Source organism: Pantoea sp. SOD02 (assembly GCF_024707505.1).
Classification (GTDB): domain Bacteria; phylum Pseudomonadota; class Gammaproteobacteria; order Enterobacterales; family Enterobacteriaceae; genus Pantoea; species Pantoea symbiotica.
Genome location: NZ_CP102604.1, coordinates 3924831 through 3949486, shown reverse-complemented (window position 1 = coordinate 3949486; position 24656 = coordinate 3924831). Strand labels below are relative to the sequence as shown.

Below are 24656 nucleotides of genomic sequence, written 5' to 3'. Positions count from 1 at the left end.
GAAGATTACACGGTGAAAATGCCATTTTATTTATTTAAATCAATCTTCTAAAAACACTTTGAACAAGTTGTAAAATTCTTTGCGTTATCTCTTCCTGCTCGCCTTCTCTAAAGTTCATTCCAGCAGCACAACACACAAATTTAAAACCACTTTAGAGGAATACATCATGTCTAAATTCGATCTGCTCGACCCACAGAACTCCACGCTGATCTTCATCGACCACCAGCCGCAGATGTCTTTCGGCGTTGCGAATATCGATCGCCAGCAGCTCAAAAATAACACCGTCGCTCTGGCGAAGACCGGCAAAATTTTCGACGTGCCGGTGATTTACACTTCGGTGGAGACGGAAAGCTTCAGCGGCTACATCTGGCCTGAACTGCTGGCGGTCCATCCCGAAGCCAAGCCGATTGAGCGCACCTCAATGAACTCATGGGAAGACGCGAAGTTTGTTGAAGCGGTTGAGAAAACCGGCCGTAAAAAGCTGATTATCTCTGCGCTGTGGACCGAAGTGTGCCTGACGTTCCCGGCGTTGATGGCGTTGAAAGAGGGCTATGAAGTCTATGTGGTGACTGATACTTCCGGTGGCACCAGCGTCGATGCGCACGAACGTTCTATCCAGCGCATGGTGCAGGCTGGCGCGGTGCCGGTGACCTGGCAGCAAGTGCTGCTTGAGTATCAGCGTGACTGGTCACGCAAAGAGACCTACGATGCGGTGATGGATCTGGTGCGTGAACACAGCGGCGCTTACGGCATGGGCGTCGATTACGCTTACACCATGGTGCACAAAGCGCCGCAGCGCAGCGCCTGAATCATACTGGGCGCGGCAGGCTGACTTTCAGCGCATCGATAAACAGCCGCAGCGCCATGGATTGATGTCGGTTGGGCGGGAACCACAGCGCAATCCCCGCCGATTGCATCCGCCAATCGGCCAGTAGCTCCACCAGCTGGCCGCTGCGCAGTTCTTTCTCCACATACAGCGAAGGCACATAAGCAATGCCCAAACCGGCGAGGGCGGCCTGCGCCATCAGCGCGTTGCTGTCTAATGTCAGCGTGCCTGGTACGTCAATATCATGCTTTTCGCCCGCCTGTGCATATTCCCACTGATAACGTTTACCGCTCGGCAAGCGCTGGCGGATGCACTGCTGTTGCAGCAGATCGCGCGGATGAAGAATCGATGCGTTTCTTGCCAGATAAGCGGGCGCGGCAACGGTCACAAACGTCAACGGGCCGCCGAGCGGCACGGCCACCATATCCTGCGGCACATCCTCAATCAGCCGAATGCCGGCATCAAAACCGGCGGCGGTGATATCCACCAACGTACCTTGCGCGGCGAAATCGAGCTGAATATCGGGATAGCGCGCGCTAAAGTCCGCTACTACGTGATCCAGCAGCAAACCGATCGAGGCATCGCTGGCGCTGATGCGCAGCGTGCCGTAATGCTGATGACGGCTGGCGGAGATGTCGTGTAGCAAATCATCCATCTGATTCAGCAACGGCGAAAGCCGATCGAGCAGCTGCTGCCCGGCATCGGTGAGCGACACGCTGCGCGTGGTGCGTTGAAACAGCTGTACGCCAAGATTGTGCTCCAGCGTTTTTACCAGATGGCTGAGCGACGAGCGCTTTAAGCCGAGCATTTCAGCGGCACGGCGAAAGCTGCGCTGCTCGCCCAGCGTTTTGATGGCCTGCAGTTCGTGCCAGGAAGGACGTCTCATTGGTGGTTTTTCCTCACCGGGTCATGCGCGATTAGGTGGATTATCTCCACCAGTAAAGCGATCTACCATCAGGTTTTCAATATGAGGAGCACAACATGAAAACCTGGTTAATTACCGGTGCCAGCAGCGGGCTGGGCCGATTGATGAGTGAACGTTTACTGGCGCGCGGCGATCGCGTATTGGCAACGGTGCGGCGTGAACAGGCGATGGCCGATCTGCAGCAAACCTATGGTGAACAGCTGCAGGTTATTGCGCTGGATTTGGCGCACACCGCCAGCATCGCGCCCGTGATTGAACGCGCTTTTGCCGCCGTCGATCGCATTGATGTGGTGGTGAGCAACGCGGCTTACGGTCTGTTCGGCGCGGCTGAAGAGTTGAGCGATGCGCAGATTGAGCGTCAGATCGTCACCAATCTCACCGGCTCAATCCAGCTGATTCGCGCGGTGATCCCTTTCCTGCGCCAGCAGGGCGGCGGGCGCATCGCGCAGGTTTCCTCCGAAGGCGGCCAAGTCGCGTATCCCAACTTCAGCCTGTATCACGCAACGAAATGGGGCATTGAAGGATTTGTCGAAGCGGTGCGCCAGGAAGTTGCCAGCTTCGGCATTGATTTCCTGCTGGTGGAGCCCGGCCCGACCGCAACCAATTTTAGTGCTGGTCTGGATGTGGCCGATGCGCTGGAGGTTTATCGCGATAACGCCGCAGGCCAGCTGCGTCAGGCGATTTTTTCGGGCGATTTCACCATTGCCGGCGATGCCGGGAAATGTGTCACGGCGATGATCGCCACGCTGGATCAGCCCAGCATGCCGCTGCGATTAGCGCTCGGCAGCACGGCGTATCAGAATATCGAAACGGCGCTGGAAAGCCGGCTGGCAGAACTGCGCGGGCAACGGGATGTGGCGTTTGGAGCGGATGTGTAATCAGGGCTGCAACCAGGTGCGCATGAATGCGCACCCTACGAAAACCTCGCCAAACCGCAAATCAATAATAATCGCCGTGGCGGTAATCCCATGAAGGGAAAATCTCGGACAGCAGCGCCATAATTTTATCCACATCCAACCCTTTACGAATCAGCACCGGGCACGGCGTGATTTTGCGCTCGCCATTTTGCTGTGGAATCAGACGACCTTCGTTATCCACCATCGATACCATAACGCCTTGTTCATAGCGCACTTTATTGGCATCGTTAGGCTGAATGGATTTCACGTAAGCATTGGCTTCAATAATTAAATCGGCGCGGGCTTCAATGCGCTCGCCAATACCTTCGACCAAACCGCGATTTCCCTGGCCAGATGGATTTGCTGAGCTGGCAAAGGAGAATTTCCCGTGAGTATCCCACAATGCTTTTGCGATATTTTCGCCTGGCTTGCCGAATTTAATCACGAAGCAGCTGGTTTGACGGCCATCCATCATCAGCTCTTTTGAGCCATCATCGGGAATACGCGACAGCGCATCGTCGCGCCACGGTAAAATACAGCCCAGCAGAATATCTTCATCCCAGTGACGCTGGTAAAGCTGGTCGATTTCTGGTGTGAGTTGCGCCAGCGAACGCAGCTGTTCGAGCGAGCCGCACAGCACCACGCCCGGCTTGTTGCGCTTGCGTTGCTTGGCTTCAAACTTACGCTCCAGTCCGGCTTTGTCGGAGGTCATGATGATGTAGCCCACTTTGGTTGGGCTAACGATCATGCCGCCATCTTGCGCCAGAATATCGATGGCTTCTGATTGTAATCCGCCATTCCAGGTTATTTGCTTACCGCTCATGGATTTACCCCGCCTGCAATAAAAAGGATATACAGGAATATTACCTGCAATGAATTTAAGGGTTTGGTAAATTAACCCGATCTTTCATCAGGATTAATTATATTTTAGATGTGTCTGTTGCGATAATAGTACTAAAATTATCGCTAATGCAATGGGTGAAAATAACGATGAAATTAATAGGGTTAATAATAAATAACGCCTGAGAATTGTAGTGTTATTTACTCAATGGCGCTGAAAAGTGGATTCAGCGCCAGCAATAATCAGAACAGGATGGCGTGCACCGTCGCACGCAGCGCAATACCGAGCACAATGCCAGGCACGGCAAAGCGGAACAGGCGCGGGAATCGGCTCGACAGGCCAAGGTAAATCCCAATGCCGGGTAAATCAAAGGTTTGAATCAGTAATCCGGCCGACGCGTTGATGTTGTGCGCGCTGTATAAACCCTTCTCCACCAATCCCGCGACCACGCCGTAATAGGCGGTGCCGCCCGCCAGACATTTGGTCAGCGCCGGAAGAATATAGACTTCGGAAATATTCAGCTTATCCAGCAGCGGCGACACCAGACGCGTCAGCATTTCAATCCCGCCCGCTTCCTTCAAAATACCGACCACCGATAACGAGATAATCAGCATCGGCAGCGAACCCAGCGCCAGACGAATCGCATCGGAACCGGCGCTATTAATGATGCCAATCAGCCCCATTTTAGTTTCGCTGCTGGTGGCGGCTTCATCTTCATTTAACAGCGCCGCATCGGAGAGTTTACGGCCAAACAGGTGATAGGTTGCCGCTGCCGCTAATACGCCGCCGCAGATCGAAATAATCAGCGCCGTGCTCCAGTGTAATCCCGCCGGAATCAGCGGATAAAAGGTGCTGGCCTGGCCCATGGCAAACAGCATCGCCAGCGTGGCCGCCATATGACGATCGGAGGTGCCGCGCTTCTCCATAATAGCCAGCGCCGCCAGCGGGGCCGCAAAGCTGACGAAGTTAAGCTGAATCATGGCAAAAAATGCCAGCCCGGTAATACCGAAGGGTTTTAATAACGGCGTGGCATGACGGACGACAAAATCCAGTAGACCTTTGACCTCCAGATATTTCATGATGAATAACATCACCACCATAATCGGAATCAACGTGTAGAGTGCCACGTCTACCGAAGCTTTGCCTGCGGACATAATGATATCGATAATATTCATGCCCGCTTCCGACCTTTGTTCACACCGTTCTCCCCGTAAAATATATAAACTGGCAATGCCATTAAATTTTCGGTGGCATTAATGCGCCCCCTGCGTTGTAGGGTCGCCATTAATGGCGACAGCCAGCAAAGAAATAAATCTTATCCTGTGCATGCATTATTGAGTAGTGAAGAAAACGGAATGTAAATTGCAGCCATAAAAAAACCAGCCATGAATTAATGGCTGGTTTTTCATTTCCGACAGGAAATATTAACGCATCGTCACAAACTCTTCCGCCGCCGTTGGGTGAATCGCTACGGTGTTATCGAAGTCTTTCTTGGTTGCGCCCATTTTCAGCGCCACCGCGAAGCCTTGCAGCATCTCATCCATACCGTTGCCGATACCGTGAATGCCGACAATCTTCTCTTCCGGGCCAACGCACACCAGCTTCATGCGGCACGGCTGGCGATGCTGGGTCACGGCGGTGTACATCGCGGTGAAGGAGGATTTGTACACTTTCACCTGATCGTCACCGTACTGTTCGCGCGCCTGCGGTTCGGTCAGGCCCACGGTACCAATTGGCGGATGGCTGAACACCACGGTTGGCACGTTGCTGTAATCCAGATGCTCGTCCGGCTTATTGTTGAATAGACGTTCGGAAAGACGACGACCTGCGGCAACGGCCACCGGCGTCAGTTCCACCGCGCCGGTGTTATCGCCCACCGCGTAGATGCCTTTGACATTGGTGTTCTGGAACTTATCGACGTTGATGTAGCCTTTGTCGTTTAGCGCCACGCCGGTTACCGCCAGATTGAGGTTATCGGTCGCTGGTTCACGGCCAATCGCCCACACAAGGCAATCGACGGTTTGTTCGTGGCCGCTTTCCAGTTGCAGCGTCAGGCTGCCATCGGCATTTTTAATCACGGCTTTCGGAATCGATTCGGTATGCAGCGTTGGGCCTTCGGCCTGCATCACTTCTACCAGCGTATCGACGATCAGCGGATCGAAGCTGCGCAGCGGCGCATGCTTACGCACGAACAGGTGTGTTTCCGCGCCCAGCGCATTAACTACGCCCGCCAGTTCCACCGCGATATAACCCGCGCCCACTACCGCCACGCGTTTTGGCAGCGCATCGAGCTCGAAGAAACCGTCAGAGTCGATACCGTATTCCGCGCCCGGCACGTTGGGATGGCTTGGGCGTCCGCCGGTGGCGATCAGGATATGATCGGCAGTAATGGTTTCACCGTTCACTTCCACGGTATTAGCATCGATAAAGCGCGCGAAGCCTTTGATCACTTCAACCTTGTTTTTACCCAGCACGTTGTCGTACGAGCTGTGAATGCGGTCGATGTAGGCGCTGCGGTTTTTCACCAGAACTGACCAGTCAAACCGGTTTACCGTGGTGTCGAAGCCATAATCTGGCCCATAAAGATGAATAGCTTCAGAGATTTGCGCCGCATGCCACATGACCTTTTTCGGTACGCAGCCGACGTTGACACAGGTGCCGCCCAGCTCTTTGGCTTCAATCAGCGCGCACTTCTGGCCATGCATCGCTGCACGGTTAATCGAGGCGATACCGCCGCTGCCGCCGCCGATGGCGAGGTAGTCAAAATGTCTGGTCATCCGTTATGTCCATCTGTTGGAAGAAAATTGGCATAGAGTTTAACGCTAGGACGATTATTGACGCAAAGATTGCACCTATGATTGTAATAGCATTGATTTTTATGTCCGATTACAGGGAAGCATAGCATGCAACTGACATTTCTCGGCACCGGCGGCGGTGCGCCCAGCCTGCAACGTAACGTCACCGCGATAGCGCTGACGCTGTCAAAACGCGGCGATACCTGGCTGTTTGACTGCGGCGAGGCGACGCAGCATCAATACATGCGTTCTGCGCTAAAGCCGGGCAAGCTGGAGAAAATCTTTATCACCCATCTGCACGGCGACCATATCTTTGGGCTGCCAGGCTTGCTTACCAGCCGCTCAATGGCCGGCATCCCCGAACCGATGACTATTTACGGACCAAAAGGTATTCGTCAATTTATCGAAACGGCGCTCAGTTTGAGCGGCTCGTACACCTCTTATCCGCTGGAAATTATCGAGATTGAAGCCGGTTTGGTGCTGGATGACGGTGAAGTGCGCGTGACGGCCTGGCCGATGAATCATGTCATTGAGTGTTATGGCTATCGCATCGAGCAGCATGATAAACCGGGCTTCCTCGATGCGCCGCGTCTGAAAGCAGAAGGCGTACCGCGCGGACCGTGGTATCAGGATTTGAAAGCCGGTAAGCGCATCCAGCTGGAAGATGGCCGTGAGATCAATGGCGCCGATTATCTTGGCCCGGCAACCAAAGGCAAAGTGCTGGCGATATTTGGTGATACCGCACCAACCGAGGTGGCGCTGCAGCTGGCCGCGAATGCCGATGTGATGGTGCACGAAACCACGCTGGAGGCGGCGCTGGCGGAGAAAGCCAATGGACGCGGCCACTCAACCACCATTCAGGCCGCCGAAGTGGCGAAACAGTCGGGCGCGAAGCGGATGATCGCTACGCATTTCAGCTCGCGTTATTTGTCTAAGGATCGGGAGAAACTGCTGGCGGAGTGCCAGTCGGTGTTTGCAGCGACCGAGCTGGCACATGATTTTGCGGTGTTCGAGGTTTAGTGCTGTAGCGCCGGATAGGTGAAAAACAGCAGATGCGTCATGTTGAACAGGAAATGGATGCCGGTGGCGACCCACAGGCGTCCGCTCCACTGCCATGCGAGGCCGTAAATCAGCCCGGCGAAGGTGGCAAACACCATCAGCAGCGGCCCGCCGGGAAAATGCGACACGCCAAACAGCAGCGAAGTCAGTAACAGCGCAGCAACGGGGCCGCCTTTCTGGCGCAGGCGCTGTTGCAGATAGCCGCGAAAGAACGCTTCTTCTGCCAGTGACACGAAGAACAGGTTCGCCAGCATAAAACTGCCCAACCACTCCGGCCAATGTGGTTCAACGGCCAGGCCACCCAACTTAACCGCGATATACAGCAGCAGCGGAATCGCCGCCAGCAGCGCCAGCCACAAGATTTTGAGTCGCGGCGGCGCGGATTTAGTGCGGAACAGCTGCGGCAAGCATATGAGCAACACAAACGGAATCAGCGCTTTATCGAAGTTATACGAGAAGCTAAAGGGCAGGCTGAGCGGCCCGGTTTGCACATCTTCCACCTGACGCGGATTTTTGAAACCGGGGAAAAAGTGTACAAACAGGCCGATGGCGATGGCAACCAGCGCGGCTTCGCTCACCAGCTGAATCCAGCGTGCGTTATTTTCTACGCGAATCCAGGCGATGACGGCAATCGCGCCGAGCAGCACCATCGCTGGCCAATCCAGCACATCCTCGAACAGCCCCAAAATAGTGGCGAGCGTGAGCAGCAGTACCGAAAAACGTTTGGCGGGCGACAGCATAGCAAGTGCGCCAGCCAGAATGATCCACATGATAATTGTCCTGATAGGCTGGCGACGTAGTAAGCGAATTTACTCTGGCACGATCTGCGTGACGCTGAAGTGACCGGTTCCGGCGGGCACCAATTTCTGATGCAGCCAAGGCAGCAGCTCTTCCATCTGCGCTTTCAGCTTCCACGGCGGGTTAATCACGATCATGCCGGAGGCCGTCATGCCGCGCTGATCGCTGTCCGGACGTACCGCCAGCTCAATCTGCAGAATGTTGCGGATATTGGTGGCCTGCAGATCTTTAACCATGTGCTTGATCTGCTGACGCATCACCACTGGATACCACAGCGCAAATACGCCGGTGGCGAAACGCTTGTAACCTTCCTGAATGCCTTTCACCACATCCTGATAATCGCTTTTCATCTCATATGGCGGATCGATCAGAATCAGGCCGCGACGGCTCAGCGGCGGCAGCTTGGCTTTCAGTTGTTGGTAGCCATCGCCACGCGCCACGCGCGCACGGGAATCTTTGCTGAACTCGGTGCGCAACAGCGGATAATCGCTGGAATGCAGCTCGGTCAGTTCCATTTTGTCCTCTTCACGCAGCAGGAAGCGGGCAATCAACGGTGAACCCGGATAATACTTTAAGGTGCCGTGCGGATTGAGATTACGCACCGCCGAGAGATACGGCTTGAGCAACTCCGGCACATCTGGCTGCTGCCAGATGCGGCCAATGCCTTCCAGATATTCACCGGTACGCTCGGCGTGCTCTCCGCTCAGCAGGTAACGTCCGGCACCGGCGTGGGTATCCAGATAGAGGAAAGGTTTTTCCTTCTCCATCAGGGCGGTGAGGATCAGGCTTTCAACGGTGTGTTTCAGCACGTCGGCATGGTTGCCGGCATGAAAACTGTGGCGATAACTCAGCATAAAGAAAGGGGGTCCGCGGTTGGATCAAAGGGAGTCAAAACATCGTGTGTGGCGCGATTATAGCCGCGCTGCATAAAAATTGCTGACGTTTTGGCGCGGGGCTTAAGTTTGCGGGCTACGGGTCGCTTTTGCCGATTGCGATCAAGCCTGCTTCAGGAAAGTTAGCCGTGTAATAACGCGATACTCGAAATTTCACTACAGATTAAGTAAGTTAGTTTCCGGTAGCGAAACGGTCGCGAGCGAAATGCCAGGTGTTTCTGGCAGGAAACTTTTCGGTTAAAGCCGTATAATTTTTTGCTTAAAGCATCTCAAACAACTCCTGGTGACAATAATGAAAAAAATGACTGGTGTCGCGGTGGCAAGCCTGTTGGTACTGACTGGCTGCGCGAAACAACAACCCACTCATAGTTTGGTTACGCCGCCGACCGCGGAAGAGCAGCCTGCAGCGCAAAATGCGCCAGAGCAACAAGGTACGCCATTTGTGGCTTCAGCTCCGGCTCAGCCAGCAACTGCCTCATTCAGTGACGACCGTTCCAGCAACATTCAGCAGTGCCGCAAAGAGCTCGACGCGATGCGTCTTTATAGCCAGGCTTCCTATGCCAGCTATCAAGCTGAATTCCAGAAAATCGGTGCGCAGACCAATAAATATCTGCAAATTAAAGATACGATTGGCGCGGATATTAATGATTTAGTGATGCCACGTTATCAATTCCAGATTCGTGAATTGTGCTTCCGCATTAAGACTCGTCTGTCGCAACTGATTATTCGCCAGGCCGGTTAAACCTCGCGTTTTTAACCACACTCGCTAAGTAGCAGCGCGAAATTTCGCGCTGTGGATGGGCTTCATCTCTATTTTGATAATAGAGATGAAGCCTTTTGTGTTCTTAGGGCTGCTACAGGAGATTGTGATGACACAACGTCATCTGCCGTTTGTCCTTTTCTGCACTGCATTATTATTACCTGCGTTGGCCTGTGCGGCCGCAGAAGATGAGATGTTGCACGCCTTTGGCGATGCGGCGCGCACGCTACCTTCTGTACCAGTACAAACTCAAAAATCGCAGCCAAAACCGGTTGCACCAAAAATAATTCAAAAACCCGCCGTTCAGCCGGAACTCCAGACGCAGCTCAACCAACTGCGCGCGCAAGTTATCGAACTGGAAAAGCAGAAAGCCGCTCTGCAATTAGAGAACGAACAGCAGGAAAAGAGGCTACATGCGAGCAGCGATAAACTCACCGCAGAACTTGAAACAGCTAAAAAGCAGACCGTTGTAGCTGCGGCACCGCTATCAGAACCCAAAACCGATGCCGAGCGCGATGGCTATATGCTGGGGCAATCCATCGCCAGCAACGCGGTTGTTCAATTACAGATGGTGAAAGATACCGGCCTCACCATCAGTCTTGAACAGCTCATTGCGGGATTTAGCACACAACTGCAAACCGGCACTTCGGTTATGAGCAGTGAAGAGATGTCGCGGCGATATGCGGCAATGCAGGACGCCATCAATAAAAATATGGGCTCGCTGATCGAGAAAGGCTATGCGCAATTGAACAAGCAACTCGATAAGCGCAAAAGTCTGCCAACCCAAAATGGCGTACACTGGTTTGCGGTTAAATCAGTTAATTCAAAGCTGATCCCTGAACAGCAAGTGCAGGTGAGTGTGAAAGTCAGTACGTTGAGCGGCAAGGTGATCAACGATTTTGCTGATGACAAAGTGCCGTTTGATAACACTCTGCCACCTTTACTATATGAAGGCATGTCGTTAACGGGAACCGGCGGTGCCGTAGAAGGATGGGCGCTGGCGAAAGATATCTTCGAACGCGAACCGCTGCCACCGTGGGTGGCGCCTTACGATGTGATTCACTACCAACTCGCGATTAAATAATCTTCAGCCCGCCTTCTGGCGGGCTTTTCTTCGTTGGTCCAGGCTTAGTGGCATTGATTTTCATGCCATCAAGCCGCATGTTAGTAAAATGCGTCGCGCGAAAGTTCGCGCCACTACTTCATCATGAAAGGACTGCGCTTATGACCAATCCGTTACTCACGCCTTTTTCGCTGCCTCCGTTTTCTGCCATCAAACCTGAACATGTGGTTCCTGCGGTTACCGAAGCGCTAAATGACTGCCGCGCAGTGGTAGAACGCGTTGTGGCACAAGGCGCGCCTTATACCTGGGAAAATTTGGTGCAGCCGCTGGCTGAAGTCGACGATCGCTTAGGTCGCCTGTTCTCGCCGGTCAGCCATTTGAACTCAGTGAAAAACAGCCCGGAGCTGCGTGAAGCTTACGAGCAAACGCTGCCGCTGCTGTCTGAATACAGCACCTGGGTTGGCCAGAATGAAGGTTTGTATCAGGCGTATCGCAACCTGAAAGAGGGCGATAGCTACGCGGCGCTGGATACCGCGCAGAAGAAAGCGGTGGATAACAGCCTGCGTGATTTCGAGCTGTCCGGTATCGGCCTCGATAAAGAGAAGCAGAAGCGCTACGGCGAAATCGCGGCGCGTCTTTCTGAACTGGGTTCGACCTACAGCAACAACGTGCTCGACGCCACCATGGGTTGGAGCAAGCTGGTGACCGATGAAGCGGAACTGGCCGGTATGCCGGAAAGTGCGCTGGCCGCCGCCAAAGCACAGGCCGAAGCCAAAGAGCAACAAGGCTGGCTGCTGACGCTGGATATCCCAAGCTATCTGCCGGTCATGACTTACTGCGACAACGCTGCGCTGCGTGAAGAGCTGTACCGCGCGTATTCAACGCGTGCTTCCGAGCAGGGCCCAAATGCTGGCAAATGGGACAACGGTCCGGTGATGGCGGAAGAGCTGGCGCTGCGCCATGAACTGGCTCAGCTGCTGGGCTTTGACTCTTACGCTGACAAATCGCTGGCGACCAAAATGGCGGAAAATCCGGCGCAGGTGATCGACTTCCTGACCGATCTGGCGAAACGCGCTCGTCCACAAGGTGAGAAAGAGCTGGCTCAGCTGCGCGCCTTCGCGAAGAAAGAGCACGGCGTCGACGAGATGAATCCGTGGGATCTGACGTATTACGGCGAGAAACAGAAACAGCATCTCTACACCATCAGCGATGAGCAGCTGCGTCCGTACTTCCCGGAAGCGCGCGCGGTGAGCGGCTTGTTCGAGGTAGTTAAACGCATTTACGGCATCACCGCTAAAGAGCGCAAAGACGTCGATGTTTACCATCCAGACGTGCGCTTCTTCGACCTGTTCGATGAAAGCGGCGAACTGCGCGGCAGTTTCTTTCTCGATCTCTATGCGCGCGAACACAAGCGTGGTGGCGCGTGGATGGACGATTGCGTCGGCCAGATGCGTAAAGCCGACGGCAGCCTGCAGAAGCCGGTGGCCTATCTCACCTGTAACTTTAATCGTCCGCTGCAGGGCAAGCCGGCGCTGTTCACGCACGATGAAGTGATCACGCTGTTCCATGAATTCGGTCACGGTCTGCACCATATGCTGACGCGCATCGAAACGCCGGGCGTATCCGGTATCAGCGGTGTGCCGTGGGATGCCGTCGAGCTGCCAAGCCAGTTTATGGAAAACTGGTGCTGGGAGCCGGAAGCGCTGGCGTTTATCTCCGGGCACTACGAAACTGGCGAGCCGTTGCCGAAAGAGCTGCTGGATAAAATGCTGGCGGCGAAAAACTATCAGGCGGCGCTGTTTATCCTGCGTCAGCTGGAGTTCGGCCTGTTCGATTTCCGTCTGCATACCGAGTTCGATCCCGCGCAAGGCGCGCGCATCCTCGAAACCCTGCGTGAAGTGAAGAAGCAGGTTGCCGTGGTGCCAAGCCCGGAATGGGGCCGTTTCCCGCACGCTTTCAGCCATGTCTTTGCTGGCGGTTATGCGGCCGGTTATTACAGCTATCTGTGGGCCGACGTGCTGGCTGCCGATGCCTATTCGCGCTTCGAAGAAGAGGGCATTTTCAATCGTCAGACTGGTCAGTCGTTCCTCGATAACATCCTGACGCGTGGCGGTTCCGAAGAGCCAATGGAGCTGTTCAAACGCTTCCGTGGCCGTGAGCCGCAGCTCGATGCGATGCTGGAACACTACGGAATTCAGGGATAAGCCGGCTTGTGAAAATTGGTTTAATCGATGAAACAGGCGCCGGAGACGGCGCCTTATTACATTTAGCCGAGCGCTGGGGTTTGCAGCAGGACGATCAGGCAACGATGGCGCTGGTGTTAACCGCCGAGCACCTTGAGCTGCGTAAGCGGGATGAGCCGAAACTCGGCGGCATCTTCGTGGATTTCGTTTCGGGCGCGATGGCGCATCGGCGCAAGTTTGGCGGCGGTCGCGGCGAAGCGGTGGCGAAAGCGGTCGGCATTAAAAGCGGTTATCTGCCAGACGTGGTTGATGCGACGGCCGGTTTAGGGCGCGATGCGTTTGTGCTGGCGGCGCTGGGCTGTCGCGTGCGCATGCTGGAGCGTCATCCGGTGGTCGCGGCTTTGCTGGACGATGGTTTGCGTCGCGGCTATCAGGATGCGGAGATTGGCGGCTGGCTGCGCGATCGGCTAACGCTGCTACACGCCGTCAGCCAGCAAGCGCTGAGCGATATTACGCCCGCGCCGGATGTGGTCTATCTCGATCCGATGTATCCACATCGCCAGAAAAGCGCGATGGTGAAGAAAGAGATGCGCGTGTTTCAGTCGCTGGTGGGTGCGGATAACGATGCGGATGCGCTGCTGGAACCGGCGCGTCGGCTGGCGAAGAAGCGCATTGTGGTGAAGCGTCCGGATTATGCGCCGCCGTTAGCGGGCGTGGTGACGCAGGATGCAGTGGTTACCAAAAGCCATCGTTTTGATATTTATCCGCCGCTGGGGTAGATCGAGTGGTTTTGAGGAAGGTCGCCATGAATGGCGACCCTACGGATTACTCTTCGTCTTCGTCGCGCAGCGGAACAATTAACATGTCGATATGCACGGTGTTAATCAACTGGCGCGCCGATGACATCAGCTTGCTCCAGAAGTCCTGATGGTGACCACACACCACCAAATCCACATCATATTTCTTAATCGCATCCACCAGCACCTGGCCAAGATCGCCGCTGCCGCTCAGGGTTTCACTGATCGGATAGCCGGCATTGATCGACAGCTCTTTCAGCGCGGTGTGCGTCTCTTCAGAAATACGCTTCTGCATGTCGCCCAGATTGACGTCAATCAGCCCGGTATAGAGGTCTGAATAGTTCACATCAACGTGGATCAGCGAGATTTTTGCATCATAAGGACGGGCCAGCGAAACGGCTTTATCAACCAGCAACTGGCTTTCCGGGGAAAGGTCTACTGCAATCAGGATGTGTTTATAAGCCATGATAAAACTCCTTTCTCAAGATTCGGGGCAATCTTCCTGCTTTCACGGTAGGCGATTCCTTTGCGCGAGACGGCGATGAAGCGCCACCAACCAATTTTTCAGCCTTGCAGGCGGTTTTTGTTATGTCCTGAGTATAGCCAGAGTTGTTAACAAATGCTGCAAGCGAAAGTTCGCATGTGAGGAAGATCAAGCGTTATCGGCTTTTTCACTCGCCCTGAACGAAAATCATCGCTGGAAAAAAATTGAACAGATCTCCTACACTGAAAATAAGTGCCACTGCCGTATGAGTCGCGCACTCAGGTTCGCATAACAACAATGCAATCGACATCATTCAGTGGCTGGTTTATTTCCCGTGCGGCGTCTACAGCAATTCCCCGCTGCGTTCGACGTCGTTGTGGCTCCAGCCGGGAGGGGAACATGATCAGCACTATCGCGCTTTTTTGGGCTCTGTGTGTGGTTTGTCTGGTGAATATGGCGCGCTATTTCTCTTCTTTGCGCTCACTTTTGGCCGTTTTGCGCGGTTGCGATCCGCTGTTATATCAATATGTGGATGGCGCGGGTTTCTTCACGTCGCACGGGCAGCCGAGTAAGCAGGTGCGGCTGGTGCGCTATATCTGGGAGAAGCGCTATCACGATCATCATGACGACGAGTTCATTCGCCGCTGTGAGCGTGTGCGCGGGCAGTTTGTACTGACCAGCGGGCTCTGTTTTTTGGTGGTGGTGAGCTTGATTGCGATGGCGATCTGGCAATAAAAAAGGGCGACATCGCTGTCGCCCTCGAATATTTCTGCGCTTTGCTTAAATCAGTTTCAGTGCAATCCAGTAGAGCGCACCTGACAGCAAAATACACACCGGCAAGGTGAAGACCCATGCCATAGCGATATTTTTGATGGTGCGGCTCTGCAAGCCACCGCCATCAACCAGCATGGTACCGGCCACCGACGATGACAGAATGTGCGTGGTCGAAACCGGCATACCGGTGTAACTGGCCACGCCAATCGATACTGCGGCTGTTACCTGCGCCGACATACCTTGCGCATAAGTCATGCCCTTCTTACCGATTTTCTCACCAATGGTGGTGGCAACACGACGCCAGCCAATCATGGTACCGATGCCCAGCGCCAGCGCCACTGCAACAATAATCCAGATCGGAGCGTACTCAACGGTGCCCAGCAAATCGCTTTTCAGCTTGTTGAGGAAGCGCTTATCTTCCGCGCTGGTTTCCGGTAGCTTGGCCACTTTATCCACGGTATCGGAAACGCACAGCAGCAGACGACGCATCTGGCTGCGTTGATCAACCGTCAGCTGATCGTAGCTCTGCAGATTGTTCAGCAGCAGTTGCGCACGATCGATGGCCTGCAGCGCACGGCTGCTGTCGCAATGGAACTCCTGCGGACCGCCAAGCGATTCATCCGGCGTTGGCACCACAGGCGGCGCCAGCTGCATCATGTGCGTCAGCGATTCGTTGTGCTGCTGATAATACTGCTCCAGATGATTGACGGCATCGCGCGTGCGGGTGATGTCATAACCTGACGCATTCAGGTTCACCACAAATCCCGCCGGCGCAACGCCGATCAGCACCAGCATAATCAGGCCGATGCCTTTCTGACCATCGTTAGCGCCGTGAGAGTAGCTCACGCCAATCGCGGAAACGATCAGGGCAATGCGCGTCCAGAACGGTGGCTTTTTCTTGCCATCAATCTTTTCACGGTCAGCAGGCGTCATGTGGATGCGGGAACGTTTGGTGGTTCCGCTCCAGTAGCGACGCAGGATAAAGATCAGACCGCCTGCAATCACCAGACCTACAATCGGTGAAAGAATCAGGGACATGAAGATATTGATGACTTTCGGCAGGTTGAGTGCGTCAACCACCGAGGTGCCGGTCATCAGGGCGTTGGTGAGACCAATACCGATGATAGCGCCAATCAATGTGTGAGAACTGGAGGCGGGCAAACCCAAATACCAGGTGCCGAGGTTCCAGATAATCGCGGCCAGCAGCATGGAGAAGACCATGGCGAGACCGTGGGCCGAACCGACATTCAACAGTAAATCGGTCGGAAGCATGTGAACGATGGCGTACGCCACGCTCAATCCACCAAGCAAAACACCTAAGAAGTTGAAAACACCCGCCATGACAACCGCCAGTTGCGCCCGCATCGCACGGGTATAAATGACAGTCGCGACCGCGTTAGCAGTGTCGTGAAAACCGTTGATTGCTTCGTAAAACAATACAAACAGCAGAGCAAGAATCAGTAACAGGCTGGTACTGAGGTCGAGACCAGCAAACAGATGTAGCATAAACGTTACGCCATTTTGGGAGGACATGAACGCGGCGCATTATCTGCGACAACGTGCGCGATATGAAAGAAAAATATAGCTCTTTATTGTCTTAAAATTGTAATGCAGCGTATAGATTTAGCTGAAAACGGCTAAAAATTAGTGAGTTACATTATGACACATTTACGGCATTTTTTTGAAGCTGGCGCTAAAAGCCGCAAATCCCTACAATCAGCGCCTTTCGGGCAAGGCGGATAAAAGCAGTGGAAAAGTTTGACGTTATCATTATTGGTGCAGGCGCAGCTGGCATGTTCTGCGCGGCGCAGGCGGGACAATTGGGTCGCCGTGTGCTGCTGCTGGATAACGGCAAAAAAGCCGGTCGCAAAATTTTGATGTCGGGCGGCGGTCGCTGCAACTTCACCAATATGCACACCGAACCGGCGGCCTACCTGTCGCACAATCCGCATTTCTGCAAATCGGCGCTGGCGCGTTACAACCAGTGGGATTTCATCGATCTGGTCAATCGTCACGGCATTGCGTATCACGAGAAAACGCTGGGGCAATTATTCTGCGATGACTCCGCGCAGCAGATTGTCGATCTGCTGTTGAAAGAGTGTGATGCCGGTCAGGTGACGTTGCGCCTGCGCAGTGAAGTGCTGAGCGTCGAGCGCGACGACAGCGGCTATACCTTACAGCTGAACGGTACTTCGGTGCAGGCCGAAAAACTGGTGATCGCCAGCGGCGGGCTCTCGATGCCGGGCCTCGGCGCCACGCCGTTTGGCTACAAAGTGGCGGAACAGTTCGGCCTGAAAGTGTTCCCCACGCGCGCGGCATTGGTGCCGTTCACCCTGCATAAACCACTACTAGAACAGCTCAATACGCTGTCGGGCGTGGCGCTGCCAACCACCATCACCGCGCAGGATGGCACCTTATTTAAAGAGGCGATGCTGTTTACCCATCGCGGCTTATCGGGCCCTGCGGTGCTGCAAATCTCCAGCTATTGGCAGCCGGGCGAATTCGTCACCATTGATTTATCACCCGCCACCTCGCTGGATGATTTCGTCAATGTGCAGCGCGAGGCGCATCCCAACCTCAGCCTGAAAAACAGCCTGGCGAAGATTCTGCCAAAACGTTTGGTTGAGGTGCTGCAGGAGCTGAAGCAGATTCCTGACGTCACGCTGAAGCAGCTGAACAGCAAGCAGCAGGGCGAGCTGGTTAATACGCTGCATCAGTGGCGCGTACAGCCGAACGGTACCGAAGGCTATCGCACCGCCGAAGTGACGCTGGGCGGCGTTGACACCACCCAGCTGTCATCAAAAACCATGGAAGCGCGCGGTGTGCCGGGATTGTTCTTTATCGGCGAAGTGGTGGACGTTACCGGCTGGCTGGGCGGTTACAACTTCCAGTGGGCATGGAGCTCGGCCTGGGCGTGCGCGCAGGCGCTTTAGAAGGCAATCTGTACACCCAGTTGTGTCTGCCAGTTGCTGGCACCTTCCTGACTAAGGCGATGTTGCCACTTAAGCTGGCTATTAAGCTGAACATTCTCAGTCAGCTGCCAGCCAACGTCGCCGCTAAACTCCAGGTGTTCGCCACCACGCCCTGTGCGCAAATTATCTTTATCCACCGCAACATTGCCCGCATGGCCGCTGTACTGCATATAGCGTGTTTCAAGGCCAAATTTCAGGCTATCTGTCGGGCTGAAGTCATATTTCATACCGCCAGAGAACTGCAGCTGTTTTTGCTGAGAATAACCAATATGTAGATTGTCGTTGTCATGAATATCCTTGATGCGTGCCCATTGCATGGTGGTGCCCAACATCGGCGTGAAAGCATGTGAACCTTCTTGCCAGCGCCAGCCAACATCCACACCTATATTGGCGCTGCGGGCTTTTACCTGCGCCACTTTATCTTTTTCATCACTGCTTATATTGCCGCGATAGTGACCGAAGCTAATCGGCAGAGCCAGTTGCAGGCCATGCTGCGGCTGCCAGCTCAACATCGCATTGATACCTTGAGTATCAACCTGCCCGTGGCTGTTGCCGCTGGACTGTGAAGGCTCCAGAGTGAAGTGACCTTTACTGATCGCCACACTCAGTGCCAGCTGTCGTTGCTCATCTTCCGTCAGTAATCCACGTAAGCCTACCAGCCAGCCGTAATAGTGGTTTTCACTTTGGTTGTGATTGGCTTCGCTGCGATAGCGCTCATCAACGCTGAAACCAGAAATGAACAGGTTAGGGCGACCATCCCGGCCTGCAAGTTGTGCATCATAGATGAAGCGTGCTTGCAGATTTTCATCCATACCAAAGAGTGCGGCAGGCAGAGCGGTATAGGCTGGGATTTGTGGCTTAGGTCTTGGCACGAAGGGTGGCGGCGGGGGAGGTGGATTGCCATCGAGCACGGGGTCGATCAGATCCGGATCGGGTGGAAGCGGAGCAATCACTGAGCTCTGCAGACGGTAAAACCAAAATAAGTGGGGTCTGTTACCGGCAAGCTTTCCCTGAAAATGCGGGCGATTGGCCGCCGGATTGAAATCATCATACCAGCTGTTTCGTGCGAAAAATTTCCCCACCATTTTTAAGCTGTCAGCGGCTGCATGTTTAGCGTTATGCAACAGCGAATCGGAATGGAGATGCTCGGATAAAGGCGCTAAAACCGCTTCGGTTGATGAGTGAGAAAGGGGGTTTACAGGAAGCGGTGGAATGTCTGAAGAAAAGGGTTTTATCTCTTTAGCATATAACGGCTCGAAGCTACAAAGTGCACCGATAGCCAGCGTCAGCTGAGTCAGGTTCATCGTATCTGGTCGATTTATTGCGAAAGGGTTTGCAACTTATAGTGACCTGTTAGTCGAGCTATTTAAGACCTGTCTTGTTTTGACAGGCAAAATGAATTGCTCGGAAGCTGATCACAGTTAACTGGTTACGTTATGGATGCGGCCGGCAAAATATGTGCGGCCAGCCGAATGCTGTTACTATCGCGCGTTTCCTTTTTCCAGCGGATAAACCATTCATGTTAAAACTCAAATTCATTGTGCCGTTGCTGATCATCATCAGTGCTGCAGTTTGGTGGCTGATGCCGCATTACAGCGATGAGGACAAAGGCTATTACATCGCCATGTTCTGTACGCTGACTCACGATGGACGCGGCAATACCGCGCAGGATATGCAGCAGATAATTGAAGGCAGTAATTCAGATTACGCATTGCAGAAGATTCATTTCCAACAGGGTTTGGCTGATCATCTGCAAGCGGTGTGGCAGGATTTGTCGCCTGAACAGCAGCAGCAAGCGCGGCAGGAAAGTTTATCCTGCCGCCGTTTGATGTCTGAGAAATTGCTACCGGGCCAACCGGTTCAGTGATTATTGCACCGGCAGCGCAAGCACCTGATCGGTGGTTTTAATCTCTGCGAACACATCGGCTACACCTGCCAGAGCGGCTTGCTGTAACACCTTGTGATCGACCACTTTGTTATCCCAGGTCGCCAAATCACGTGTGGCGGTGGCATCTTCCGGAATGATCACCGAATAACCCAGCGGTACGGCATCACGTGCGGTTGATGACACGCACATATGCGTCATCAGGCCAGTGACAATCAACTGTTTGATGCCTAGCGCATCCAGCTGTTTCTGCAAATCGGTGCCCACAAACGAGCTTGGCGTGGCTTTGCTGATCACGCGGTCACCTTTAGCTGGCTGCAAATCTTTGTGGAACTCGGCGAAACGGCTGCCTTTAGCAAACAGCGGGCCATTCGCCTCACCCAAATGCTGCACAAAGAACACTGGCATATTGTGTTTATGCGCGAATGCCACCAGACGTTTGCTGTTGTTCAGCGCCTGCATGCCATCAGGAATCGGCATCTTGCCGCCAGGGAAATATTCATTCTGGATATCGATGACAATCACCGCGGTCTGCTTCGCGTTAAGTGAAGTGGTAGCAGTGGCGCCGCTCATGGTGCGGATGGTTGGTGCTTTTTCTGACTTAGTCTCGGCGGCGAACGCATTGCCAGAAATCGCCATCGCCAGCGCTAAGGTTCCTGAAGCGAAAATGTTTTTCATGATTAATAATCCTTTGATGGTTTAGCGGAAAGAAGAGGCCATCGCGGCCTCCGATGTGGTGCAGTATGGCGATTTCGCCGTGAGTGAAGGAGTACAACGGATGACAAATAGCGTTCAATTTGCGCCAAAAATGCCAGGCACGGCTGCGCCCATCAAAGTGGGTATCGTGGTGTTCGATGACATCATTCCCTTCCACCTTTCGGTGCCCTGCGCGGTGTTTGAAAAAGCCGCTCAGGATGACGGCGCGTTGTGCTATCAGTTGCTGATCTGCGCCACGCATCCCGGACCGTTAAAAACCAACAGTGGCTTTTCCATTCTGGCCGAACACGGCTTAGATCAACTGGCCAATGTCGATATGGTGGTGGTGCCAAGCTGGAGCGATCCTGACGTGCTGCCACCGTCAGAATTACTGCAGGCTTTGCAGCAGGCGGCGCAGCGCGGTGCGCAGGTGGTGGGTTTGTGCCTTGGTGCATTCGTATTAGGTGCCGCCGGATTATTATGTCAGCGCCGCGCCACCACGCACTGGCGCTGGATGGCAGATTTCGAACGGCTCTATCCGGATGTGGCGATTGATCGCGACGTGCTGTATATCGACGAAGGTCAAATTGTGACCTCAGCAGGTACGGCGGCGAGCATTGATTGCTGTCTGCATCTGGTGCGCGAACAGTGCGGTGTCGATGTGGCAAATAGCGTGGCGCGTATGCTGGTGGTGCCGCCGCATCGGCAGGGCGGGCAGGCGCAATATATTGAACAGCCGGTTTATCATTCGGCGGGCAACGATCGTTTTATGTCGGCGCTGAGTTGGGCAACAGAAAACCTGCAGCAGGCGCTCACGCTGGAACAACTGGCGGATAAAGCCTTGATGAGCCGCCGCAGTTTTACCCGGCGCTTCAATCAAACCACCGGTGGCTGTTTTAGCACGTGGTTAGTCAATCAGCGCCTGGCACTGGCGCAGCGTTTTCTCGAGAAAACCGATCAGCCGGTGGAACTGATTGCCGAGAAAGCAGGCTTCTCCTCGCCGCTGATGCTGCGCCGTCATTTCAAGAAGCAACTCAACACCTCCCCGCTGCAATACCGCAAAACTTTTCGCGGCAGATCCTGACGCCCATTTTGCGAGATGCCCCGCATCCGTCCGCACGTTACTTGTTGTACTAATTGATATTTTTCGCAATGCCGCGCAAAATACCAACAGTCACATGGTGCAACAATCGCTCGCTGAGCAAGATGTCGGCTTACGCCTCACCTCAACTCAGGAGCTTCACGGATGACACTCGCGATGATGAATACACATAAAGCTTTTAAAGCACTGCAGCTGGCCGGCGTCAGCGACCAGCAAGCTGAAGCCATGGTCGAGATCTTTACCGAGATGCAGCAGGATAATGCGTTATCTCGTACCGATTTGATGAAGGCCGGAGAAGGCATTACAGGGAGTATTAAAGAACTGGATGTTCGACTTACTGGTGCGATTAAAGAGCTAGATGACCGGCTAAGTGGCGATATTAGAGAACTGGATGTTCGACTTACTGGTGCGATTAAAGAACTAGATGATCGGCTTAGCGGTGCTATTCGAGAACTGGATGACCGACTTAGTGGTGTAATTAGGGAGCTTGATTTTCGGCTTACTAATGCGATTAAAGATCTGGATGTTCGACTAAGTGGTGAAATAAAAGCGTTAGATGTGCGCCTGACCAGAGTCGAAGCTCGCCTTGATCGCATTGAAAAAGACATTGAGGTTATCAAAGCCGATGTCTCTGCCCTGAAAACCGATATGCGCTGGATAAAGCGTTTGTTAATGGTGATGGCCACTACGATGGTCATTGCAGCCATCAAATACATTTTCTCTTAAATTTCCTGATTGTGCGCTGCAAGTACAGTCGGCTGTACTCGTAGCGCGGCGCGATTCACATTCCCGCACACCCGTTGCCGCCAAACGCACTGTGCGCCACGTAATTTGAAGCGGCGCACACTTCTTAGAGGTTAAAACCACAACACTGCGCTCCAGATCATCAGACTGGAGTCCAGCATGTTGGAAATTACGCCTGTCCCCGCGCTGACGCGCGCCATTGCGATTCTCGACTTTATTGCCCAGCACGGACCGTGCAGCGCCGCCGAGATCATTGAAACGCTGGCACTTCCCAAAAGCAGCGCCTATCTGCTGTTCGCTGAACTGAAAAAACAGCGTCTGATCACCATCGATCGCAACAACAACTACTGCCTGTGGACGCGGCTGGTGGAGTTTGCCGGCCACGCGTTGCAGCACATGGATATCCGCGATATCGCGCGTCCACGTCTGACGCGCTTAATGCAGCAGACCAATCTGCTGTGTCACCTCGGCATCCTCGATGGCGGCCACGCCTGCTACATCCTCAAACTCGAATCTGCCGCCACCATCAGCGTGCGCTCGCACGAAGGGAAAAGCCTGTCGCTCTATCGCTCGGGCATTGGCAAGTGTCTGCTGGCGTGGCAACGGCCTGAAGAGCAGGAACGCATCATTAGCGACATGCGCTTTGTAGCTGTGACGCCAACCTCGCTGCGCAATGCCGATGCGCTCCGCACCGAGCTGGCACGCATTCGCCGTCAGGGCTGGAGCTTTGATAACGGTGAAGATTATCCCGATGTGCGCTGCGTTGCCGCGCCGATCTTCAATGCCCGCCAGCAATTAGTTGCCGCCATTTCACTGGTGGGTACCCGACTCGAGATTGACGACGACAAACGCGATTACCTTGCTGGTCAGGTGATTGCCTGCGCCCGCGATATTTCCCGTCTGCTGGGCTGGCGTAGCCCGGCGGAAAAACACGCCTCGTAACCAGGAGAAGAGCATGTCCCTACCTAAAATTAAAACTGTCCGCGCCTACTTTGCCGGTGGCGCTACCGCTGATAAAGCGGCGGCTGGCGGCGATTATCACGATCAAGGTGCCAATCACTGGATTGACGACCACGTCGCCACGCCAATGAGCAAATACAAACAGTATGAGCAGTCGCGTCAATCCTTTGGCATCAACGTGTTAGGCACGCTAATTGTTGAAGTTGAAGCCGATAACGGCCAAACCGGTTTCGCCATTACCACCGGTGGCGAAATGGGCTGCTTCATCGTGGAAAAGCATCTCAACCGCTTTCTTGAAGGGCGCTGCGTCAGCGATATCAAACTGATTCACGACCAGATGATGAACGCCACCATGTACTACGCCGGATCGGGCGGGTTGGTGATGAACACCATTTCATGCGTCGATTTGGCGCTGTGGGATCTGTTCGGCAAAGTCACCGATCTGCCGGTCTACAAATTGCTGGGCGGCGCGGTGCGCGATGAACTGCAGTTCTACGCCACCGGTGCGCGTCCGGATCTGGCGCAGAAGATGGGCTTTATCGGTGGCAAAATGGCGGTGCAGTGGGGACCGCACGATGGCGATGAAGGTATCCGAAAAGAGGTGGCGCGCATCGCTCACTATCGCGAAACCTGCGGCCCGGATTTCTGGCTGATGCTTGATTGCTGGATGAGTCAGGACGTCAATTTCGCCACCAAACTGGCGCACGCTTGCGCGCCTTATAACGTCAAGTGGCTGGAAGAGTGTTTGCCGCCGCAACAGTTCGAAGGTTACGCACAGCTGAAACAGCAAGCGCCGCAGGGCATGTTGATCACCAGCGGTGAACATCACGGCACGCTGCAATCGTTCCGCACGCTGGCAGACACCGGCATCGATATTCTGCAGCCGGATGTGGGTTGGTGCGGCGGCCTGACCACGCTGGTTGAGGTAGCGGCGCTGGCGAAATCACGCGGCCAATTGGTAGTGCCGCATGGCTCTTCGGTTTACTCGCATCATGCGGTGATCACCTTCACCAACAGCCCATTCAGTGAATTCCTGATGACCAGCCCGGATTGCAGCACGCTGCGCCCGCAGTTTGATCCGCTACTGATCAACGAACCGGTGCCGGTTAACGGTCGCATGCACAAATCGGTGCTGGATAAACCGGGCTTCGGCGTGGAACTGAATCGCGATGGACTGAAGCGTCCTTATCAACACTAACCGCA

General features: G+C 54.2%; 24 protein-coding genes. 14 read left to right on the top strand and 10 right to left on the bottom strand.

What is annotated here, in order from left to right; all coding sequences use genetic code 11:
- Positions 1 to 166: 166 nt before the first annotated feature.
- Positions 167 to 808, top strand: a complete 642-nt coding sequence (locus NR302_RS18370; RefSeq protein ID WP_008108119.1) for a hydrolase — start codon at positions 167 to 169, stop codon at positions 806 to 808.
- Position 809: 1 nt separating this feature from the next.
- On the opposite strand, the gene NR302_RS18365 is transcribed toward NR302_RS18370, so the two are convergent.
- A complete protein-coding gene (locus tag NR302_RS18365; protein WP_258144130.1) occupies positions 810 to 1712 on the bottom strand; it encodes a LysR family transcriptional regulator in 903 nt (300 codons plus the stop codon).
- Between the two features lie 95 nt (positions 1713 to 1807).
- Between NR302_RS18365 and NR302_RS18360 the strand changes: the two genes are divergently transcribed.
- A complete protein-coding gene (locus tag NR302_RS18360) occupies positions 1808 to 2629 on the top strand; it encodes an SDR family oxidoreductase (RefSeq protein ID WP_258144129.1) in 822 nt (273 codons plus the stop codon).
- 61 nt (positions 2630 to 2690) lie between these two features.
- On the opposite strand, the gene NR302_RS18355 is transcribed toward NR302_RS18360, so the two are convergent.
- The 3 genes from NR302_RS18355 to gorA form a co-directional block, all read right to left on the bottom strand.
- On the bottom strand, positions 2691 to 3470 hold the full coding sequence (locus NR302_RS18355) for an L-threonylcarbamoyladenylate synthase (protein WP_258144128.1): 780 nt from the start codon (positions 3468 to 3470) through the stop codon (positions 2691 to 2693).
- Between the two features lie 260 nt (positions 3471 to 3730).
- The gene (locus tag NR302_RS18350) at positions 3731 to 4663 is read right to left on the bottom strand and encodes a nucleoside recognition domain-containing protein (RefSeq protein ID WP_258144127.1); all 933 of its coding nucleotides are present in this window, start codon (positions 4661 to 4663) and stop codon (positions 3731 to 3733) included.
- A 249-nt stretch (positions 4664 to 4912) separates the two neighbouring features.
- A complete protein-coding gene (gorA, locus tag NR302_RS18345; protein WP_258144126.1) occupies positions 4913 to 6265 on the bottom strand; it encodes a glutathione-disulfide reductase in 1353 nt (450 codons plus the stop codon).
- Between the two features lie 126 nt (positions 6266 to 6391).
- Here gorA and rnz point away from each other — a divergent pair, with 126 nt between their 5' ends.
- Positions 6392 to 7303 (top strand): ribonuclease Z, encoded by a 912-nt coding sequence (gene rnz / locus NR302_RS18340; protein WP_258144125.1) that lies wholly within the window; start codon positions 6392 to 6394, stop codon positions 7301 to 7303.
- Here rnz and NR302_RS18335 read toward each other — a convergent pair.
- Positions 7300 to 8112: a CPBP family intramembrane glutamic endopeptidase gene (locus NR302_RS18335; RefSeq protein ID WP_258144124.1), complete on the bottom strand. Its 813-nt coding sequence runs from the start codon at positions 8110 to 8112 to the stop codon at positions 7300 to 7302. The genes rnz and NR302_RS18335 overlap by 4 nt on opposite strands.
- A gap of 39 nt (positions 8113 to 8151) precedes the next feature.
- A complete protein-coding gene (locus NR302_RS18330) occupies positions 8152 to 8994 on the bottom strand; it encodes a 23S rRNA (adenine(2030)-N(6))-methyltransferase RlmJ (protein WP_258144123.1) in 843 nt (280 codons plus the stop codon).
- A gap of 331 nt (positions 8995 to 9325) precedes the next feature.
- On the opposite strand from NR302_RS18330, the gene NR302_RS18325 reads away from it, so the two are divergent.
- The 4 genes from NR302_RS18325 to rsmJ all read left to right on the top strand — a co-directional run bounded on the left by NR302_RS18325 (position 9326) and on the right by rsmJ (position 13818).
- On the top strand, positions 9326 to 9775 hold the full coding sequence (locus NR302_RS18325) for a hypothetical protein (RefSeq protein WP_258144122.1): 450 nt from the start codon (positions 9326 to 9328) through the stop codon (positions 9773 to 9775).
- A 127-nt stretch (positions 9776 to 9902) separates the two neighbouring features.
- Positions 9903 to 10877 carry an FKBP-type peptidyl-prolyl cis-trans isomerase N-terminal domain-containing protein gene (locus NR302_RS18320; protein WP_258144121.1) on the top strand — a complete coding sequence of 325 codons (975 nt, stop codon included), beginning with the start codon at positions 9903 to 9905 and terminating at the stop codon, positions 10875 to 10877.
- A gap of 140 nt (positions 10878 to 11017) precedes the next feature.
- Entirely contained in the window at positions 11018 to 13060 is a 2043-nt protein-coding gene (gene prlC, locus NR302_RS18315; protein WP_258144120.1) for an oligopeptidase A, read from the top strand.
- A gap of 8 nt (positions 13061 to 13068) precedes the next feature.
- Positions 13069 to 13818, top strand: coding sequence for a 16S rRNA (guanine(1516)-N(2))-methyltransferase RsmJ (gene rsmJ, locus NR302_RS18310; RefSeq protein ID WP_258144119.1), 750 nt, complete (start codon positions 13069 to 13071; stop codon positions 13816 to 13818).
- A gap of 46 nt (positions 13819 to 13864) precedes the next feature.
- Here the strand turns inward: rsmJ and uspA are convergent, their stop codons facing one another.
- Positions 13865 to 14302: a universal stress protein UspA gene (gene uspA / locus NR302_RS18305; protein ID WP_007889892.1), complete on the bottom strand. Its 438-nt coding sequence runs from the start codon at positions 14300 to 14302 to the stop codon at positions 13865 to 13867.
- Positions 14303 to 14719: 417 nt separating this feature from the next.
- Here uspA and uspB point away from each other — a divergent pair, with 417 nt between their 5' ends.
- Positions 14720 to 15055 (top strand): universal stress protein UspB, encoded by a 336-nt coding sequence (gene uspB / locus NR302_RS18300; protein WP_008108136.1) that lies wholly within the window; start codon positions 14720 to 14722, stop codon positions 15053 to 15055.
- Between the two features lie 45 nt (positions 15056 to 15100).
- Here the strand turns inward: uspB and pitA are convergent, their stop codons facing one another.
- Positions 15101 to 16600, bottom strand: a complete 1500-nt coding sequence (pitA, locus tag NR302_RS18295; protein ID WP_139221449.1) for an inorganic phosphate transporter PitA — start codon at positions 16598 to 16600, stop codon at positions 15101 to 15103.
- Between the two features lie 242 nt (positions 16601 to 16842).
- Between pitA and NR302_RS18290 the strand changes: the two genes are divergently transcribed.
- The gene (locus NR302_RS18290; RefSeq protein ID WP_071531663.1) at positions 16843 to 18027 is read left to right on the top strand and encodes an NAD(P)/FAD-dependent oxidoreductase; all 1185 of its coding nucleotides are present in this window, start codon (positions 16843 to 16845) and stop codon (positions 18025 to 18027) included.
- Here the strand turns inward: NR302_RS18290 and NR302_RS18285 are convergent.
- Positions 18024 to 19370: an autotransporter outer membrane beta-barrel domain-containing protein gene (locus NR302_RS18285; RefSeq protein WP_258144118.1), complete on the bottom strand. Its 1347-nt coding sequence runs from the start codon at positions 19368 to 19370 to the stop codon at positions 18024 to 18026. The genes NR302_RS18290 and NR302_RS18285 overlap by 4 nt on opposite strands.
- 215 nt (positions 19371 to 19585) lie before the next feature.
- Between NR302_RS18285 and NR302_RS18280 the strand changes: the two genes are divergently transcribed.
- Positions 19586 to 19933, top strand: a complete 348-nt coding sequence (locus NR302_RS18280; protein WP_258144117.1) for a hypothetical protein — start codon at positions 19586 to 19588, stop codon at positions 19931 to 19933.
- Here NR302_RS18280 and NR302_RS18275 read toward each other — a convergent pair whose 3' ends face one another.
- Entirely contained in the window at positions 19934 to 20629 is a 696-nt protein-coding gene (locus NR302_RS18275; RefSeq protein WP_008108153.1) for a cysteine hydrolase family protein, read from the bottom strand. It lies immediately after the preceding gene.
- A 100-nt stretch (positions 20630 to 20729) separates the two neighbouring features.
- Here NR302_RS18275 and NR302_RS18270 point away from each other — a divergent pair, with 100 nt between their 5' ends.
- The 4 genes from NR302_RS18270 to rhmD all read left to right on the top strand — a co-directional run bounded on the left by NR302_RS18270 (position 20730) and on the right by rhmD (position 24651).
- On the top strand, positions 20730 to 21731 hold the full coding sequence (locus NR302_RS18270) for a GlxA family transcriptional regulator (RefSeq protein ID WP_258144116.1): 1002 nt from the start codon (positions 20730 to 20732) through the stop codon (positions 21729 to 21731).
- Positions 21732 to 21893: 162 nt separating this feature from the next.
- Positions 21894 to 22475, top strand: a complete 582-nt coding sequence (locus NR302_RS18265; protein ID WP_258144115.1) for a DUF1640 domain-containing protein — start codon at positions 21894 to 21896, stop codon at positions 22473 to 22475.
- 177 nt (positions 22476 to 22652) lie between these two features.
- Positions 22653 to 23435, top strand: coding sequence for an IclR family transcriptional regulator (locus NR302_RS18260; RefSeq protein WP_061719770.1), 783 nt, complete (start codon positions 22653 to 22655; stop codon positions 23433 to 23435).
- A 13-nt stretch (positions 23436 to 23448) separates the two neighbouring features.
- Positions 23449 to 24651, top strand: coding sequence for an L-rhamnonate dehydratase (gene rhmD / locus NR302_RS18255; protein WP_258144114.1), 1203 nt, complete (start codon positions 23449 to 23451; stop codon positions 24649 to 24651).
- The last annotated feature ends 5 nt before the right edge of the window (positions 24652 to 24656 follow it).

What these genes read in the sequence shown, in the direction of transcription:
- NR302_RS18275 (WP_008108153.1), bottom strand. Translation starts at nt 20,629, where the DNA reads ATGAAAAACATTTTCGCTTCAGGAACCTTAGCGCTGGCGATGGCGATT.
- NR302_RS18360 (WP_258144129.1), top strand. Translation starts at nt 1,808, where the DNA reads ATGAAAACCTGGTTAATTACCGGTGCCAGCAGCGGGCTGGGCCGATTG.
- prlC (WP_258144120.1), top strand. Translation starts at nt 11,018, where the DNA reads ATGACCAATCCGTTACTCACGCCTTTTTCGCTGCCTCCGTTTTCTGCC.
- uspB (WP_008108136.1), top strand. Translation starts at nt 14,720, where the DNA reads ATGATCAGCACTATCGCGCTTTTTTGGGCTCTGTGTGTGGTTTGTCTG.
- uspA (WP_007889892.1), bottom strand. Translation starts at nt 14,302, where the DNA reads ATGGCTTATAAACACATCCTGATTGCAGTAGACCTTTCCCCGGAAAGC.
- NR302_RS18270 (WP_258144116.1), top strand. Translation starts at nt 20,730, where the DNA reads ATGACAAATAGCGTTCAATTTGCGCCAAAAATGCCAGGCACGGCTGCG.
- gorA (WP_258144126.1), bottom strand. Translation starts at nt 6,265, where the DNA reads ATGACCAGACATTTTGACTACCTCGCCATCGGCGGCGGCAGCGGCGGT.
- NR302_RS18365 (WP_258144130.1), bottom strand. Translation starts at nt 1,712, where the DNA reads ATGAGACGTCCTTCCTGGCACGAACTGCAGGCCATCAAAACGCTGGGC.
- NR302_RS18370 (WP_008108119.1), top strand. Translation starts at nt 167, where the DNA reads ATGTCTAAATTCGATCTGCTCGACCCACAGAACTCCACGCTGATCTTC.
- rnz (WP_258144125.1), top strand. Translation starts at nt 6,392, where the DNA reads ATGCAACTGACATTTCTCGGCACCGGCGGCGGTGCGCCCAGCCTGCAA.
- pitA (WP_139221449.1), bottom strand. Translation starts at nt 16,600, where the DNA reads ATGCTACATCTGTTTGCTGGTCTCGACCTCAGTACCAGCCTGTTACTG.
- NR302_RS18285 (WP_258144118.1), bottom strand. Translation starts at nt 19,370, where the DNA reads ATGAACCTGACTCAGCTGACGCTGGCTATCGGTGCACTTTGTAGCTTC.
- NR302_RS18350 (WP_258144127.1), bottom strand. Translation starts at nt 4,663, where the DNA reads ATGAATATTATCGATATCATTATGTCCGCAGGCAAAGCTTCGGTAGAC.
- NR302_RS18355 (WP_258144128.1), bottom strand. Translation starts at nt 3,470, where the DNA reads ATGAGCGGTAAGCAAATAACCTGGAATGGCGGATTACAATCAGAAGCC.
- NR302_RS18325 (WP_258144122.1), top strand. Translation starts at nt 9,326, where the DNA reads ATGAAAAAAATGACTGGTGTCGCGGTGGCAAGCCTGTTGGTACTGACT.
- NR302_RS18335 (WP_258144124.1), bottom strand. Translation starts at nt 8,112, where the DNA reads ATGTGGATCATTCTGGCTGGCGCACTTGCTATGCTGTCGCCCGCCAAA.
- rhmD (WP_258144114.1), top strand. Translation starts at nt 23,449, where the DNA reads ATGTCCCTACCTAAAATTAAAACTGTCCGCGCCTACTTTGCCGGTGGC.
- NR302_RS18280 (WP_258144117.1), top strand. Translation starts at nt 19,586, where the DNA reads ATGTTAAAACTCAAATTCATTGTGCCGTTGCTGATCATCATCAGTGCT.
- NR302_RS18320 (WP_258144121.1), top strand. Translation starts at nt 9,903, where the DNA reads ATGACACAACGTCATCTGCCGTTTGTCCTTTTCTGCACTGCATTATTA.
- NR302_RS18260 (WP_061719770.1), top strand. Translation starts at nt 22,653, where the DNA reads ATGTTGGAAATTACGCCTGTCCCCGCGCTGACGCGCGCCATTGCGATT.
- NR302_RS18265 (WP_258144115.1), top strand. Translation starts at nt 21,894, where the DNA reads ATGACACTCGCGATGATGAATACACATAAAGCTTTTAAAGCACTGCAG.
- NR302_RS18330 (WP_258144123.1), bottom strand. Translation starts at nt 8,994, where the DNA reads ATGCTGAGTTATCGCCACAGTTTTCATGCCGGCAACCATGCCGACGTG.